We start from the raw sequence: 16,519 nt of genomic DNA on the forward strand, positions 1-16,519 counted from the left end.
TTTGAGGTTGTAGATAAGACTGACGAAGTCAGCTCAAAACACTGTTTTGAGGTTGCAGATAGAACTGACGAAGTCAGTAACATATATACGGCAAAGCGAAGCTGATGTGGTTTGAAGAGATTTTCGAAGTGTATTAACTATGTTCGGTGATAAACTTATAAGCTTCCTGACCTGCGATAGCACCATCTCCAACTGCTGTTGTTACTTGGCGAAGGTCTTTCAAGCGAACATCTCCAACTGCAAAGATACCATCAACTGCAGTCTTCATGTGGTTGTCTGTCACAATCCAGCCAGCCTGATCTTGGATATTCAATTCTTTAACAAAATTGCTAAGAGGGTCCAAGCCAACATAGATAAAGACACCACCGAAGGCTTGCTCTGTCACTTGACCTGTTTTCACATTTTCAAATACGACAGATTCTACTCGGTTTTCACCCTTGATTTCCTTCACTACAGAATCCCAGATAAAGCTGACTTTCTCATTAGCGAAAGCGCGGTCTTGTAACACTTTTTGTGCACGAAGTTGGTCACGACGATGAACAATGGTAACAGTTTTGGCAAAACGAGTCAAGAAGAGGGCTTCTTCAACAGCTGAATCTCCCCCACCAACTACCAGCAAATCTTGGTCACGGAAGAAAGCACCATCACAAACGGCACAGTAAGATACACCACGACTGTTCAGTTCTTCTTCTCCAGGCACTCCCAAAGGACGGTGTTTCGAACCAGTCGCTACGATAACTGTACGTGTTTCATATGTTTGGTCATCGGTCATCACTTTCTTAAAATCACCATGGTCTTCGACATTTTCAACATAACCATAAATGTGCTCAACACCAAGATTTTCAAGCGGTTCAAACATCTTTTCTGCCAATTCTGGTCCACTGATATTAGCGTATCCTGGGTAATTTTCGATATCCGATGTATTGTTCATCTGACCACCTGGTAAACCACCTTCAATCAAGGCTACTTTCAGATTGCTTCGAGCAGCGTATAAGGCTGCAGTCATCCCTGCAGGTCCAGCACCAATAATAATAGTATCGTACATATAAATTCCTTCTTTCTTGTTGTAACTATCTTTATTCTAACTCTTTCTTGTTAATCATGCAAGGATTATGCCTTAAAAACAAGAATTAAACTCATAACCGCAAAGGATAATACTGGAACAACCAAGACCCCTATCATAATCATATCATAGAGATGGGCTTGGCGAGCCTTGGCTGTCTTATCCACTCCCGACATTGCTCTCAGTCCAATCCAAATCCCTAAAAAAATCAGGACGAGGATGGTGGTCAAGATCAAACTCTCGAAATATAAAGAAAATAGTTGCAGTAGCATGATTTCTCTCATTTCTATCTTTTTTAAAGAGTAAACTCAGCTAGTCCAGCTAACTGAGTTTTTCTTTATCTATTATATCAAATATAAGTCCGTTTGTAACTAGCGAAGAATTCTTTTGTCCGCTCTTCTTTAGGATGGTGGATAATCTCATCTGGTGTGCCAGACTCGATGATTTTCCCCTTATCTAAGAAGAGAATTTTATCAGCCACTTGGGCTACAAAGGACATGTCATGACTGACCAAAATCATGGTTTGACCTGACTTAGCAGCATCTGCAATAGATTTTTCTACTTCACCAACCAATTCTGGGTCAAGGGCTGAAGTTGGTTCGTCTAAGAGCAAGACATCCGGTTTCATAGCAAGGGCACGCGCCAAGGCAACCCGTTGCTTCTGTCCACCTGATAAATGACGAGGATAATGATTCTCACGATCAGAAAGCCCAACCTTAGCCAACTCTTCCTTGGCAATCTTAGTTGCTTCTTGGTCAGATAATTTCTTAACCACAACCAAGCCTTCTTTCACATTATCAAGTGCTGTGCGGCGTTCAAACAAATTAAATTGTTGGAAAACCATTGACAGCTTGCGACGCAGGGCCAGGATTTCTTCTTGCGTGATTTTAGAAAAATCAACTGAGAAATCATCAATCTGAATAGAGCCACTGTCAGGTGTTTCAAGATAATTGAGACTGCGAAGGAAGGTTGATTTTCCAGCTCCTGAAGAACCAATCAAGGCTACGACTTCCCCTTTTTTGATATCCAAGTCCAGATGATCCAAGACAGTCTGTCCTGAAAAGGATTTGCTTAAATTCGAAATCTTAATCATTAACGAAGGTCTCCTTTCACATCTGTTTGCACGGTATCAGGTGCAGAAATAGCCATTTTTCTCTCGATGAAACGACCGAGGCTTTCAATTCCGATATTGACTACCCAATAAACAAGGGCAACGGAGATAAAGCGTTCAAAATAGCGGTAATCAGCTCCACCTAAAATCTGAGCTTGGGCAAAGACTTCAACAACACCCGCACTAAATGCTAGGGAAGTTCCCTTGGTCAAGCCAATGAGGGAATTGATTAAAGTTGGAGTCGCCACAACGGCCGCATTTGGAATAATCACTCGTCGATAAACTTGTGCTCGGGTCATCCCCAGACTGCGTGCCGCCTCAATCTCACCAGGATTGACTGAGAGAATGGCTGCACGAATGGTTTCACTGGCATAAGCTGCCTCATTAAAGGCAAAGGCTACAATCGCAAAAGCAGCAGCTGGAATTGCATTGATATTGAGACCAGTTCCCCATTGCTGATTGAGAGCTTTCAAAGCCAAAGGGATTCCGTAGTAGGTCAACATGAGTTGCACCAAAATCGGTGTCCCTTTTAAGAAACTAACGAAGAAGGCCTGCAAGGGGTATAAAATCTTGACACGATTGATTTTCACAATAGCAAAAAGAAGTGCTAAAACCAAGCCAAAAAGGGCACCACCAATTGTCAACATAATCGTTGTTGGAAGTTGTTGGACAATTCTAGGGATTCCATCAAAGACCGAACGTAGGCTAAAAAGCTTTCCATCCGGAATCAATTGCATCAAGTTTTGGTACCAATCTGATGCTAAAATCGTTGTAACATTCATAAAAACATCCTCTCCTGATAATGATTCATTCTACCATACTTCTGCCGTCAATGAAATTATTTGCTACGGTCAGATACAGACTTTGTCTACCTACTAGTTTATCATACTTTGAAACAGAGAGGTTATATATTTTATCTATCAAAGAGATAAGTAAAAACTATTTCAATCCCAATTCTTCATAAGGTTTTCGATAACCGATTTGCTTAACAGTTCCATTTTCTACTAAAATTGGACGTTTTAACAACATACCGTCGCTTGCTAGCAACTCGGCTGCTTCTTGATTTGACAGACTTCCTATCTTATCTTTCAGCCCCAATTCACGGTATTTGATCCCACTGGTGTTGAAAAATTGCTTCAACTCAAAACCTGAGGTTTCTATCCAGTTTAAAATAACTTCTTGGCTGGGTGTTTCTTCCACGATATGGACGGTTTTGTAGTCCACACCGAGTTGGTTTAATTCTTGTTTTGCTTTTTTACAAGTTGAACATTTTGGGTATTCGATAAATTCTAACATGTGTTTCTCCTTCTATTTGTTTGTATCTTTAAAATCTGCGCATTCATGCTCCAAGAGCCAGGCCTTCTTTTCCACTCCTGCAGCATAACCTGTCAGACGCTTGCCTACTCCCAGCACACGGTGACAAGGTACTAGGATAGACCAAGGATTGCGTCCCACTGCTCCACCAATTGCTTGAGCAGAAGCCACTTGCAGGTCTTGGGCTATTTGTCCATAGGTCACTGTCTGACCATAAGGAATTCCCTGTAAATAGGACCAAACTCGCTTTTCAAAATCCGTACCGATTGGAGCCAAAGGTAAGTTGGATAAATCCTGCGACTTGCCTTTAAAGTAATCATCTAAGCAAGCAAAAACTGGGTCTAAAATAGGATGACTAACAACTTCTTCTATCGTTTTATCTCCTATTCCTCTCTCAAAATGCTTCTGCTCCTGCACCCAAATTCCATATAAATAATGCTCATCAGCTACGAGAGATAGAATACCAATTGGCGAAGAGTAGAACATTTTTGCATACTTCTTTTGCATTATTTCTTTAATTTTTGATAGGCCAAGCGTTCCCCATCTACTGGCACCTTACCGACCTGTTTAAAACCGAGTTTTTCAAAAATATGTTGCATGGCCTTATTTTCTGCATGTGTATCCGAGCGAAAATCTAGATAATCAAAACCTTCAATCAAGCCCTCTAAGAAGGTTTGAGCAACCCCCTGTCCCTGCACATCTGCTGCCACAGCAATACGGTGAAAGACTAGGTACTCTGACTCAACAGCTTGCCAGTTTCCCTCATAAATAGCTTCATAGGCCTCCTCTGGACTCTTGGTCACAGCAGCATAGGCTAGTAGTTCTCCCTCTTCCAAGGCTACATAGGCTTGACCCGAGATAATATCATCGATAATAATGTCTGTATTTGGATAGCCATTTTGCCACTGGTCACTACCAGCATCTGCTAAACATTTCTTGGCTTCCTCAATTACCTGCATAATGGCATCTACTTCATTTGGAAAAGCTAAACGAATCTCCATCTTTTGTCCTCTTTTCTGACTAATTTCTCTCATCATAGCATAATTTAAGCCTTTTCACAAGCAGTTAAAACTTGATTTTCTGTTTTTGTTATTTTATAATCTAGTTATTAAAACTAGATAAAAAGGAGTTGAAAATGAAAACTACCTTTTCCTACCCTAAATGGGCAGAAATTCCAAACATTGACCTCTATCTGGACCAGGTTTTACTCTATGTCAATCAGGTCTGCGCCCCTATCTCTCTTGATAAAGACAAGGGCCTAACAGCATCCATGGTCAATAACTATGTCAAACATGGTTATCTGATAAAGCCTGACAAGAAAAAATACCAACGCCAACAGATTGCCCGTTTGATTGCTATCACAAGCCTCAAGTCTGTCTTTTCTATTCAAGAAATAGCTCATACCCTCAATACTCTCCAAAGTCAAGCCAGCTCAGACCAGCTATACGACGCTTTTGTGAACTACATGAACAATGGGATTGATCCAGAAAATCCTATTATCCAAAGTAGCTGCCAAACCGTTAAACTCTATCATCAAACTTTAGCCTTAATCCATCATACTGAAGAGGAGGAAATCTAATGAATACTAGTCTTAAACTCAGCAAACAACTTAGCTTTGGAGAGGAGATTGCTAATAGCGTGACCCATGCTGTGGGTGCAGTCATCATGCTCATCTTACTGCCTATTTCATCCACCTATAGTTATGAAACACACGGATTTTTATCCTCTATCGGTGTTTCCATTTTCGTTATCAGTCTATTTCTCATGTTCCTCTCGTCAACCATTTACCACTCTATGGCCTATGGTTCGACCCACAAATATGTCTTGAGAATCATCGACCATTCTATGATTTATGTGGCTATCGCAGGTTCTTATACGCCAGTCGTCTTGACCTTGATGAATAACTGGTTTGGCTATCTCATTATTGCCATTCAGTGGGGAACGACCATCTTTGGCATCCTCTATAAAATCTTTGCTAAAAAGGTTAATGAGAAATTCAGCCTTGCTCTTTACCTGATTATGGGCTGGTTGGTTCTGTCTATCATTCCTGCCATTATCAGTCAAACAACGCCAATTTTCTGGAGCCTCATGGTAACTGGCGGACTCTGTTATACAGTTGGAGCTGGATTTTACGCCAAGAAAAAACCTTATTTCCACATGATTTGGCATCTCTTTATCCTAGCCGCGTCCGCACTCCAATACATCGCTATTGTTTATTACATGTAAAACTCTAAGCAGGCTCTGCCTGCTTAGAGTTTTACAATCGAATTTCCTAAAGAGGAAGCAAGATGAAAGCCGTCATTGCTTGTGCTCATAAGATTCTCAGAATCATTTACAAACTACTCTCCACTAACTAGACTTATCAAAAAGAAAAGGCGCTAGAACTGAGAAAACAGTTCTAACACCCAAATTAAAAAAATTTCAATTACAGTATAGCACAGGAAGTGATTTTTTGAGCTTTTTTACTGTCTTTTTTCTTTACACATATTGATAAAGTACTGGTGCAAGCGAACATCATCAGTCAATTCTGGATGAAAAGAAGTTACCAGCATATTTTTTTCTTGGGCTGCAACGATTTGATTATCAACTGTTGCTAGAATTTCTACACCCTCTCCAACACTACTGATAATTGGACCACGGATAAAGGTCATTGGAATCTGACCAACTCCCTTACATTCTGCTTCCGTGTAGAAACTTCCTAATTGGCGCCCATAGGCATTGCGCTCAACTACTATATCCATAGTTCCTAGATGACTCTCTTCTTGAGAAGTGATTTCCTTAGCCAGCAAAATTAAGCCCGCACAGGTTCCAAAGGCTGGTAAACCAGAGAGAATGGCTTCTCGAATGGGGATCAGCATGTCCTGGTCTCGTAAGAGCTTGCCCATGGTTGTAGACTCACCACCAGGCAAAATCAAACCAGACAAGTCACTCTGATGTTGATGAAAATCCTCTAAATTTCTGATTTCAACACTCTCAACACCTAATTTATCTAGTACTTTTTCATGTTCTGCAAAGGCACCTTGCAAGGCCAATATTCCGACTTTCATCTATTTTCCTCGCTCTGCCATGAGAATTTGGATTTCATTTTCATTGATACCAACCATAGCTTCTCCTAAATCTTCAGAGATTTGAGCTAGGATTTGAGGATTACGGAAGTTAGTCACAGCCTTAACAATAGCACTCGCTCGTTTAACAGGATCTCCTGATTTGAAAATACCTGAACCGACAAATACACCTTCTGCCCCTAATTGCATCATCAACGCAGCATCTGCTGGCGTTGCAACACCTCCAGCCGCAAAGTTTACAACTGGCAATTTTCCATGCTCATGGACATATTGAACCAATTCTACAGGGACTTGCAAGTCCTTGGCAGCAACATAAAGTTCGTCCTCACGTAGGTTTTGAATGCGGCGAATTTCCTGATTCATCATACGCATATGGCGAACAGCTTGGACAATATCCCCTGTCCCTGGTTCTCCTTTTGTACGAATCATGGAAGCACCTTCAGCGATACGACGTAAGGCTTCACCCAAGTCCTTGGCACCACAAACAAAAGGAACTTGAAATTCTTTTTTGTCCACATGGAAACGGTCATCAGCTGGAGATAAAACTTCACTCTCATCAATATAGTCAATCTCAATAGCCTCTAAAATCTGAGCTTCAACAAAATGCCCAATTCTGACCTTAGCCATCACTGGAATGCTAACCGCTTCTTGGATTTCCTTAATCATCTTTGGATCACTCATACGAGAAACCCCACCAGCTGCACGAATATCTGCTGGAATCCGCTCCAAGGCCATGACAGCTGCCGCACCAGCAGCTTCTGCAATACGAGCCTGTTCAGGATTTTGAACGTCCATGATAACTCCGCCCTTAAGCATCTGTGCCAAGTTTTTATTTAATTCATATCTATTTTCAGTCATTTGTTGTATCCTCATCATTTGTATTGGTAGCTACCATTTCATTTTAAGTCAGAAAAGGATGAACCACAAGATAAAAAAATCATAATTGTATGGGTACACATTGACTTAAAAAACTATCTGACCTTAACTTAAGGCCAGATAGCTCATTTATTTTTATTTTTCAGCTGTAAGGGCAGCCATTGTGATGTAGTTGTATGGTTTGTTGAAGTGTGGCAAGAAGAAGAGGTCTGTCAATGCCAATTTATCAATTGTTACATGCTCTTGGATAGCAAGTGAGAACATATGGATTCCCATGCTGATTGAAATATCATGTGAAACCATTTGGGCACCAAGAATTTCACGGCTATCTTTGTCAAAGACAATCTTAATCGCTACTTCATGGTTATCATGTTTCATGAATTCTGGTTTTTGAAGATCGTTAAAGCCAGTTTCAGTTGCATTGTAACCTGCTGCTTTCGCTTTTTCAAGTGTCAAACCAGTTGAAACCATGTGAAGACCGTAGATAGAGATACCGTTTGAACCTTGAACACCGATTCCTTCCAATTCATGGCCACAAGCATTGTAGGCACCAACGATACCAGTACGTACAGCGTTTGAAGCAAGAGCAATGTAGCTAGTGTCTTTACGAGCATTGTCATAAACAGTCGCACAGTCACCAACTGCAAATACACCAGGAAGTGAAGTTTCTTGTTTCTTATCTACAAGGAAGGCACCGTTGCGGAAGAGTTCAATCTTACCATCGGCAAGGGCTGTGTTTGGACGGAAACCAACTGCAAGGATAACCATATCCACATCGAAAGTTTCTTTATCAGTAATCAAGCGTTCAACTTTACCGTCACCTTCGATTGCTTTAACAGTTTGACCAAGAGCCAAACGGATGTTGTGGTCTTCCAAGTTCTTCGCCATCATTTGTGTGAAGTCTTTGTCATAGTAACCGTTCAAGACAGTATCAACGATATCAACAAGGACAACTTCTTTTCCAAGACGTTCAAAGGCTTCAGCAAGTTCAACACCGATGTAACCACCACCAACAACGGCAATACGGTCAAGGTGTTGGCTCTTATCAGCAAGTTTATTGATCACTTCTTCAGCATTTTGGTACAATTTCACAAATTGTACGTTTTCAAGAGTTGCTTTAAATTCGCGGTTTCCTTTAACAATTTCAACACCTTCGATTGGTGGCAAGATTGGTGTAGAACCTGTAGCGAAAATCAATTTCTCGTATGATTCTTTGTGCTCTTTTCCTTCAACTTCTGCAGTAACTACTTTGTTATCATAGTCAATTGAAAGAACAGGTGAGTTCATGTAAACTTTAGCACCTTTTGCTTCCAATTTTTCTTTATCAGAATAGAACAAGCCTTCAGCACCGTCAATTTGTTCACCAATCCAAAGGGCCATTCCACATCCTAGGAAAGAGATGTTAGAGTTTTGGTCAAATACAACGATCTCATTCTCATTACCAAAATTATCCAACATGGTATTAATACATGCTGTACCAGCGTGGTTAGCACCAACTACAACGATTTTACTCATAGAAAAATTCCTACCTTCAATTTTAAATTTACCCTTCTAGTATAACATTTACTGTTAGCGTTTACAAGAGTTTAACTAATTTTCCCGATTTTTTTGTAAAAAATTGTAAACAATCTGTATCTTAACACGGATTCTTCCAATTTTTCTTCATTCCGTGAGCATATTTCTTGACATCTTTACAAATTTTATTTGTGAAAACGCTGACTTTATGGTATGCTAGTATCATGGAAAGAAAATGTAAGGGATTAAATTTAATATTAATTCACTATGTTTTACCTTCTTTTCATAAGAGAAAGGAGTTGATAGCTTGCCTCTTAGTTCACATTCCGAACGGCTAATGGGGACTACTATCACTATTTCATTAGTAGATGAGCAAGCCGATATCTTGCTTCAAAAATCCTTTGATTTACTCAGAGAGCTAGAATACCGCTTCAATGCCAATAGCCAAGAATCTGAGTTGATGGAAATCAATCATCAAGCTGGAATAGCCCCCGTCAAGGTTCATCCGGATCTGTTTGAGCTGATTTCACTTGGTTTAGAGCATAGCCTAGCGCCCTCTAGTCATCTCAACATCAGCATTGGTCCCTTGATTCAAACCTGGCGTATCGGTTTTTCAGATGCCAAAGTTGCACAACCTCAAGAAATTAAAGAGGTGCTCCCTTTAATCAATCCTCATTATATCGAGTTAGAATCTACTACTTCCACTGTGTTCTTGAAACAGAAAGGAATGAAGATCGATCTTGGTTGTTTAGCCAAGGGGTATAGTGCGGATAAGGTTGCCCAATTTCTTAGAGAAGAGGGAGTGACATCTGCCTTGATCAATCTGGGAGGGAATATCCTGACCATTGGAAAAAATCAGGCAAGAGGGAATCAAGCTTGGCAAATAGGGATTCAAGACCCAGCCAATCCGAGGGGTAATCATTTAATGACTATCCCTGTTGTCAATCAATCTGTCGTGACTTCGGGCATTTATGAACGTCACCTGACAGTTGATGGAAAAGATTACCATCATATTTTTGACAGTCAAACAGGATATCCTATTGAAACGGAACTAGCTAGTCTGACAATCATCTCTGATAAATCAGTCGATGGTGAAATATGGACAACTCGTCTATTTGGAGAAAGACCCGCTTCTATCCTTTGGCAAGTCGAAAGTTTGGAGGGCATAGAAGCCATCCTCATCGATAAGGAAGGTCACCTAAGCTGTTCTTCAGGAATTCCTACTCTATAGAAACAGATGTTTCAATGGAGTTTTAAAATCGTATTATGTAAAAAGAGAAAGGAAATCTCATGTTAAAACTTATTGCTATTGTTGGAACAAATTCAAAACGTTCTACAAACCGTCAATTGCTTCAATACATGCAAAAACACTTTGCTGAAAAAGCTGAAATTGAACTTGTTGAAATTAAAGACATTCCTGTCTTCAATAAACCAGCTGACAAGCAAGTACCTGCTGAAATTCTAGAAATCGCTACTAAAATTGAAGAGGCAGATGGTGTTATTATCGGTACTCCTGAGTATGATCACTCTATCCCAGCTGTTTTGATGAGCGCTCTTGCTTGGTTGTCTTATGGTATCTATCCACTTTTGAACAAACCAATCATGATTACAGGTGCTTCTTACGGCACACTTGGTTCATCACGCGCCCAATTACAACTTCGTCAAATCTTAAACGCACCAGAAATTAAAGCAAGTGTCCTTCCAGATGAATTCTTGCTTTCACATTCTCTTCAAGCCTTCACCCCAAGTGGAGACCTAGTGGATCTTGATGTTATCAAAAAACTGGATGCTACTTTTGACGACTTCCGTATCTTTGTAAAAATTACTGAAAAATTACGTAACGCACAAGAACTACTTCGCAAAGATGCTGAAGACTTTGACTGGGAAAATTTGTAAGATAGGAGACCAAAAAGAATGAAATTTGTTGGACTTGTAGGATCAAACTACGATCAATCATATAACCGTAAACTCTTGGAATTCATCCGTCGTCACTTCAAACTTAAATTTGAATTAGAAGTTCTTGAAATTGACGAAGTTCCAATGTTTAACCAAGACGAAAAATGGGACGAAAGTTTCCAATTACGTTATTTATATAACAAAATTACTCGTGCTGATGGTGTTATCATCGCTACTCCTGAGCACAACCACACAATCTCAGCTTCCCTAAAATCTGTTCTTGAATGGCTTTCATACGAAGTTCATCCATTTGAAAACAAACCAGTCATGATTGTGGGAGCATCTTACTACGACCAAGGTACTTCTCGTGCCCAAGTTCACCTTCGTAAGATTCTTGACGCTCCAGGTGTCAATGCCTACACACTTCCTGGAAACGAATTCCTTCTTGGTAAAGCTAAGGAAGCCTTTGATGTTGATGGGAATATTACAAATGACGGAACAGTTAAATTCCTCGAAACTTGCTTGGATAATTTTGTAAAATATGTAGGAGTTGTTTCAAAATTGAAAAAACCAAAACCAATTGAACCAGAAGATTTGGATTGTGGCAGACCAATTGCTACCACAATCACAGAAGTTGATCCCGATGATCCAGAATGGGTTGAAAAAGTTGCTGAAATTACTGGTGCGGTTTCAGGTGATACCTATGTCAAACTAGATCATGGTATCTTAACTGTTAACCAAATCGATATGTTCTTGAAAGCAATGCCATTTGAGTTGACCTATGCAGATGATAACAACCAATTCTTATACTACAATAATGTTCACCAAGATCCAAACACCATGTTTGCTAAACGTGTACCATCTCAATCTGGTAACCGTCTCTCAACTGTCCATAACTCACTTCCCGGTGGACGTATGAAAAATGTTGAATGGGTTGTCGGTGTACTGCGTAATGGTGATCAAGAATATGTTCGTACAATCGTTCCTGGCTCTCCTGCAGGGGTTATCAATACTCACAACTATCAAGCTATGTACTATCCTGATGGATCATACGCTGGTATCAATGAAATAGTCTTCAACTTCCAACCATGGCTTGATTGGTACCTCAATACAACTGGTCAACGTCTAGTTGGTGGAAATGCTGCAGCTCCTACTGGCGGACATGGTCACGGTGATGCAGATGCTACATCTGGAGCTTCTGATGCAGGTGATGCTGGAGGCCACGGTGGTGGTGCAGACGCTACATCTGGAGCAAGTAACTAATAATAGTTTTAGGAACCAAATTGGTTCCTTTTTTAGCAAAAAAAGACTAGCAAACACAAACTGCTAGTCTTTTGGTATTATTTTATCTATCTTTGTTAAAAGAAAGAATATTTATTATGAATTTGGATCATCGAGACTACGGCCATGTAAACCTTTTTCACGTTGGACTTGACGTAGTTTCTCTGGTGTAACATCGTTTCCTTCTTCGTCCACAATTTTGATCCCTTCGATGTGGTGACGAACAGTGCGACGATAACCTTCGATGTACTCCTCACGTAGTTTGGCTTGTTCAACTTTTTCTTCTGGTGTCAAGCCTTCTGTTTTTTTCTTTTTGGCAAGCTCGTTAATACGATCAATTTTTTTAGGATCCATGTTTCTCTCCTTTATAATAAGATTTAATCCGTTTAACAGATTTTATTTGGTATTGATTTGGTTAAAACGAGCAAGTTTGGCTGCTTTTTTAGTTAAATGAGACAAGATTGCCAAACGATTTTGACGGACTGCCTCGTCTTCAGCCATAACCATGGTATTCTCAAAGAATGCATCAATGACTGGGCTAAGAGCAAAGAGCTGTTTCAATTGCTGACTGGCAGTCCCTGACAAAACGAGTGATTCTACTGCTTCTGCCAAGGCTTTCTCTTCTTCATTCTCAAAGAGAGCTGAATCAACTGTAGCTACTCCTTCTGCCTTCTCAGCCAAGTTAAAGGCACGAGAAAGTGATTCAACAGATGGTTTGAAATCTTCTTCCTTACTTGCTTCTACGAGAGCACTTGCTGCTTCCAACATATCTGCCACAACAAAGTTCGAACTTGCAAGTACTGCTTCCTTAATATCTTTTGGAGTAGAGCCCATCATCTTATCAACACGAGCCTTGATAAAGTCCATAACCTCTGTCTTATTTTCATAAGTTAAGCTGTCAAATTTCAAAGCATAAAGGCTATCAATCAACTCATCCATAGCAATGTGCCAACCAAAGGCATCCAAGATACGAACCACACCTTGCGTCGCGCGACGAAGGGCATACGGGTCATTAGAACCTGATGGAATCAAGCCTACTGAGAAGAAACTCAAAATCGTATCTAATTTGTCTGCAATAGCAAGCACTGCACCGACCTTACTCTCTGGAAGTTCTCCTTCAGCTGATGTAGGCATGTAGTGTTCACGAATAGCAGCTGCTACCGCTGGAGTTTCCCCAGCAAGAAGGGCATATTTTTCACCCATAATTCCTTGGAGCTCGTCAAATTCACCAACCATCCCAGTCAACAAGTCAAACTTGTAAATGGCTGCTGCACGGGCTAGGTCAATCGTTTCATCCGCTGACAAGCCTGCTTTTTCTGCCAAGAGAATAGCAATCTGACCAGTACGAATCATGTGTTCACGAAGGGAACCAATCTTCTCATGGAAGGTTACATTGTTTAATTTTTCAACAAGGTCAGAAATAACCAATTTTTGGTCTTCACGCCAGAAGAATTCTCCGTCTTCTAAGCGAGCGACCAAGACTTTTTCATTTCCTTTGATAACATTTTCCAAATGCTCTGCGTTTCCATTACGAACAGAAATGAAGTTTGGCAAGAGTTTACCATCTTGATCACGGACAACAAAATAACGTTGGTGTTCCTTCATCGAAGTCACCAAGACTTCTTCTGGAACGTCAAGGTATTTGGAATCAAAACTTCCCATAAAGGCAGTTGGGTATTCAACCAAGTTCAAGACTTCATTCAGCAAATCAGCATCAATCTCGATGCGTACACAATGTTCAACTTCGATTGCTTTGATTTGGTCAACAATCATTTGCTCACGTTCACGAGGATCCGCTATTACAAACTGCTTACGAAGATCTTCTTCATAGCTCAATGCTGACTGAATCTTAGTTTCTTGTCCCAAGAAACGATGACCACGGCTCACACGCCCCCCCTTGATATCAAGGAAATCCAAGTCAAATTCTTCTTCATCTAAAAGAACAGTCAAAGTGTGAACAGGACGAATGTATTCAAAACTATTTCCAGCCCAGTGCATGCTGACTGGGAAAGTCAGTGACTTCAAGACATCTACAACACCAGGAACAATAACTTCAACTACTTGTCCAACTTCTTCCTTAGTGACATAGACATATTCTTCACCCTTGATTTCACGAAATTCGATATCTTCAACCGTCAAGCCTTTTCCACGGACAAATCCTTGAGCTGCTTTGGTGAAGTTCCCATCACTATCCAAGGCAATTTTCTTTGCTGGACCCTTGAAATCTTCTGTCAAATCAGACTGCTTGTCTGCCAAACCAGTAACTCGAACAGCCAAACGACGTGGTGTTGAGAAGGTTTGAATGGTTTCAAAAGACAGGCGGTTTTCCTTGAGGAAGACTGCCATTTTTTCACCTAATTGTTTTTCACTTGGTGTGACAACATAGGCTGGTAATTCTTCAAGACCGAGTTCTACTAATAAGTTTTTTGTCATGTTTTTTCCTTTACATTTTCTTCAATCTTTTTTGATATGCACCTTAGGTACTGGGGACGTCGCTAACTAACTTTGTGAGTCTGTATGGAAATCCAATGCTAAATTGATCAAGATTTCCAACAGTCTCATCAAAGTGGATTTAGCTGACTGATTTTTGAACCTAATACTCAATGAAAATCAAAGAGCAAACTAGGAAGCTAGCCGTAGGCTGTACTTGAGTACGACAAGGTTAAGCTGACGTGGTTTGAATTTGATTTTCGAAGAGTATAAGGTTTCAAAAATCCCCACATAAAAGTACAGCGGTGCATATCCCTCTAGCAAGTCTTCGACTTGCCTCTAACGATTTTAGAGCACAGTATTACTCACTATTCTGCGTCTTCTGCTAAGAGTTTAGCTCGTGTTGCTTCATCCAAAAGTGGGTAGCCTAGGCGTTTTCGTTCTGCGATAAAGGTTTTGGCTACGACACGGGCCAAGTTACGGATACGAGCAATATAGCCTGCACGCTCTGTTACAGATACAGCACCACGCGCGTCAAGCAGGTTAAAGGTGTGTGAACATTTGAGAACATAGTCATAGGCAGGGTGAACCAAGCCTTCTTCCAAAGCACGACCAGCTTCTTTTTCAAACTTATCAAAGTTTTCAAGCAACATTTCTTGGTCCGAAATTTCAAATGAATATTTTGAGTGCTCGTACTCAGGCTGGATAAAGATTTCTCCGTATTTTACACCATCGGTCCACTCGATATCATAGACAGAATCAACTTCTTGAATGTAAGAAGCCAAACGCTCCAAACCATAGGTCACTTCCGCAGTCACAGGGCCAGTTGCCAATCCACCAACTTGTTGGAAATAAGTGAATTGAGTAATTTCCATCCCATCAAGCCAAACTTCCCAACCAAGACCAGCCGAACCAGTAGATGGATTTTCCCAGTTGTCCTCAACAAAACGAATATCGTGTTCCAAAGGATTGATTCCTAATTTTTCTAAAGACTCAAGGTAAAGTTCTTGGATATTTGATGGAGAAGGTTTCATAACCACTTGGAATTGGTGGTGTTGGTAAAGACGGTTAGGGTTTTCCCCATAACGACCATCAGCAGGACGACGTGATGGTTCTACATAAGCCGCATTCCATGGCTCAGGTCCGATAGCACGAAGGAAAGTGTAAGGACTCATTGTTCCCGCACCTTTTTCGTTGTCATAAGCCTGCATAAGCATACAACCTTGGTCATTCCAAAATTGTTGCAAAGTAAGGATGATTTCCTGGAAAGTCAATTTTTTAGACATTGTTTACTCCTTTTTCTATAAATTACTTGCGACACGAGTCTGCCTCGTCGATCATACGAGGCAAGACGAGTTAGTACTGCGTCTAGCTCAGGCACTCTAGTGCTGAGCGTGGGGCAGCCCGACTGTAAGGAGGTCTCTGCCACTGACGCAGTGGAAAGTCAATTTTTTAGACATTGTTTCCTCCTTTAATTTATATTATCTTCTTAGATTTATTTATCAAGCAACCAAGAAAAGGCTGGGTCCTGAAAAATATGACGTTTGGGAACAGTTTGTAAATTCTGATCGCATTCATCTATTGTACCTAATTTCAAAGCACAGACTTCTGGTATATTTTCTTGAACAGTGAAAATTTGACTATGACAGTTCTGGCAGTAATAACGCTGTTTTCCTGAAGAAGAACTATAGGAAACAAGCTTTTCTTTTCCATGCAATACTAGCTTTTCACTGCTAACTTTAGCATTAACTGTATAGGCAGACGCAGTTGCTTTCCGACAAAATGAGCAATGACAAAAAACTAATTCCGATAATTCCTCATCTAGAGTGTAGGTCACTGCTTTACATAAACAAGATCCTTTAAGCATTATGCTCCTTTCTACTTAGGCATTAGACGAATTCAAAAAGAACCGAATTTCAACACCCGAGCCTTGCGACTAGGGGCGTCAGAAACGCGGTTCCACCCTAA

At 40.5% G+C, this 16,519-nt stretch carries 19 protein-coding genes; 5 read left to right on the top strand and 14 right to left on the bottom strand.

The features are described from left to right. Positions 1 to 133 precede the first annotated feature (133 nt). From trxB to SK629_RS05060, 7 genes are all read right to left on the bottom strand, one after another. Positions 134 to 1,045 (bottom strand): thioredoxin-disulfide reductase, encoded by a 912-nt coding sequence (gene trxB / locus SK629_RS05030; protein WP_042900858.1) that lies wholly within the window; start codon positions 1,043 to 1,045, stop codon positions 134 to 136. 65 nt (positions 1,046 to 1,110) lie between these two features. Continuing rightward, positions 1,111 to 1,335, bottom strand: a complete 225-nt coding sequence (locus SK629_RS05035) for a DUF4059 family protein (RefSeq protein ID WP_000926599.1) — start codon at positions 1,333 to 1,335, stop codon at positions 1,111 to 1,113. A gap of 77 nt (positions 1,336 to 1,412) precedes the next feature. Further along, a complete protein-coding gene (locus tag SK629_RS05040) occupies positions 1,413 to 2,156 on the bottom strand; it encodes an amino acid ABC transporter ATP-binding protein (protein ID WP_042900859.1) in 744 nt (247 codons plus the stop codon). Next, complete coding sequence (locus SK629_RS05045; protein WP_001103449.1) at positions 2,156 to 2,956, bottom strand: amino acid ABC transporter permease; 801 nt, start codon at positions 2,954 to 2,956, stop codon at positions 2,156 to 2,158. Before SK629_RS05045 ends, SK629_RS05040 begins: the two co-directional genes overlap by 1 nt. A 157-nt stretch (positions 2,957 to 3,113) precedes the next feature. Next, complete coding sequence (locus SK629_RS05050; RefSeq protein ID WP_042900860.1) at positions 3,114 to 3,470, bottom strand: arsenate reductase family protein; 357 nt, start codon at positions 3,468 to 3,470, stop codon at positions 3,114 to 3,116. Between the two features lie 12 nt (positions 3,471 to 3,482). Further along, positions 3,483 to 3,995 carry a methylated-DNA--[protein]-cysteine S-methyltransferase gene (locus tag SK629_RS05055; protein WP_042900861.1) on the bottom strand — a complete coding sequence of 171 codons (513 nt, stop codon included), beginning with the start codon at positions 3,993 to 3,995 and terminating at the stop codon, positions 3,483 to 3,485. Continuing rightward, entirely contained in the window at positions 3,995 to 4,489 is a 495-nt protein-coding gene (locus SK629_RS05060) for a GNAT family N-acetyltransferase (protein WP_042900862.1), read from the bottom strand. Before SK629_RS05060 ends, SK629_RS05055 begins: the two co-directional genes overlap by 1 nt. Positions 4,490 to 4,623: 134 nt before the next feature. Here SK629_RS05060 and SK629_RS05065 point away from each other — a divergent pair, with 134 nt between their 5' ends. Then, complete coding sequence (locus tag SK629_RS05065; protein WP_042900863.1) at positions 4,624 to 5,067, top strand: DUF1836 domain-containing protein; 444 nt, start codon at positions 4,624 to 4,626, stop codon at positions 5,065 to 5,067. Then, positions 5,067 to 5,714: a PAQR family membrane homeostasis protein TrhA gene (trhA, locus tag SK629_RS05070; protein ID WP_042900864.1), complete on the top strand. Its 648-nt coding sequence runs from the start codon at positions 5,067 to 5,069 to the stop codon at positions 5,712 to 5,714. Before SK629_RS05065 ends, trhA begins: the two co-directional genes overlap by 1 nt. Before the next feature lie 236 nt (positions 5,715 to 5,950). On the opposite strand, the gene pdxT is transcribed toward trhA, so the two are convergent. The 3 genes from pdxT to nox form a co-directional block, all read right to left on the bottom strand. After that, the gene (gene pdxT / locus SK629_RS05075; protein ID WP_042900865.1) at positions 5,951 to 6,535 is read right to left on the bottom strand and encodes a pyridoxal 5'-phosphate synthase glutaminase subunit PdxT; all 585 of its coding nucleotides are present in this window, start codon (positions 6,533 to 6,535) and stop codon (positions 5,951 to 5,953) included. Next, positions 6,536 to 7,411 carry a pyridoxal 5'-phosphate synthase lyase subunit PdxS gene (gene pdxS, locus SK629_RS05080; protein ID WP_000138517.1) on the bottom strand — a complete coding sequence of 292 codons (876 nt, stop codon included), beginning with the start codon at positions 7,409 to 7,411 and terminating at the stop codon, positions 6,536 to 6,538. It abuts the gene before it with no gap. A gap of 153 nt (positions 7,412 to 7,564) precedes the next feature. Continuing rightward, positions 7,565 to 8,944 (bottom strand): H2O-forming NADH oxidase, encoded by a 1,380-nt coding sequence (nox, locus tag SK629_RS05085; protein ID WP_042900866.1) that lies wholly within the window; start codon positions 8,942 to 8,944, stop codon positions 7,565 to 7,567. 307 nt (positions 8,945 to 9,251) lie between these two features. Between nox and SK629_RS05090 the strand changes: the two genes are divergently transcribed. The 3 genes from SK629_RS05090 to SK629_RS05100 are packed head-to-tail and all read left to right on the top strand — an operon-like array spanning position 9,252 to position 12,103. Next, positions 9,252 to 10,175 (top strand): FAD:protein FMN transferase, encoded by a 924-nt coding sequence (locus SK629_RS05090; protein ID WP_042900867.1) that lies wholly within the window; start codon positions 9,252 to 9,254, stop codon positions 10,173 to 10,175. A gap of 59 nt (positions 10,176 to 10,234) precedes the next feature. Further along, positions 10,235 to 10,840, top strand: coding sequence for an NADPH-dependent FMN reductase (locus tag SK629_RS05095; protein ID WP_042900868.1), 606 nt, complete (start codon positions 10,235 to 10,237; stop codon positions 10,838 to 10,840). Between the two features lie 18 nt (positions 10,841 to 10,858). Beyond that, positions 10,859 to 12,103, top strand: coding sequence for an NAD(P)H-dependent oxidoreductase (locus SK629_RS05100; RefSeq protein WP_042900869.1), 1,245 nt, complete (start codon positions 10,859 to 10,861; stop codon positions 12,101 to 12,103). Positions 12,104 to 12,217: 114 nt separating this feature from the next. Here the strand turns inward: SK629_RS05100 and SK629_RS05105 are convergent, their stop codons facing one another. The 4 genes from SK629_RS05105 to SK629_RS05120 all read right to left on the bottom strand — a co-directional run bounded on the left by SK629_RS05105 (position 12,218) and on the right by SK629_RS05120 (position 16,418). Then, a complete protein-coding gene (locus tag SK629_RS05105; protein WP_000371299.1) occupies positions 12,218 to 12,475 on the bottom strand; it encodes a DUF896 family protein in 258 nt (85 codons plus the stop codon). A gap of 42 nt (positions 12,476 to 12,517) precedes the next feature. Further along, on the bottom strand, positions 12,518 to 14,554 hold the full coding sequence (gene glyS, locus SK629_RS05110) for a glycine--tRNA ligase subunit beta (RefSeq protein ID WP_042900870.1): 2,037 nt from the start codon (positions 14,552 to 14,554) through the stop codon (positions 12,518 to 12,520). Between the two features lie 365 nt (positions 14,555 to 14,919). Beyond that, complete coding sequence (gene glyQ / locus SK629_RS05115; RefSeq protein ID WP_042900872.1) at positions 14,920 to 15,837, bottom strand: glycine--tRNA ligase subunit alpha; 918 nt, start codon at positions 15,835 to 15,837, stop codon at positions 14,920 to 14,922. Between the two features lie 209 nt (positions 15,838 to 16,046). Beyond that, positions 16,047 to 16,418: a GFA family protein gene (locus tag SK629_RS05120; protein ID WP_042900873.1), complete on the bottom strand. Its 372-nt coding sequence runs from the start codon at positions 16,416 to 16,418 to the stop codon at positions 16,047 to 16,049. Positions 16,419 to 16,519: the final 101 nt, after the last annotated feature.

The organism is Streptococcus mitis, from assembly GCF_000722695.1.
In the GTDB taxonomy this organism is placed as follows: Bacteria; Bacillota; Bacilli; order Lactobacillales; family Streptococcaceae; genus Streptococcus; species Streptococcus mitis_O.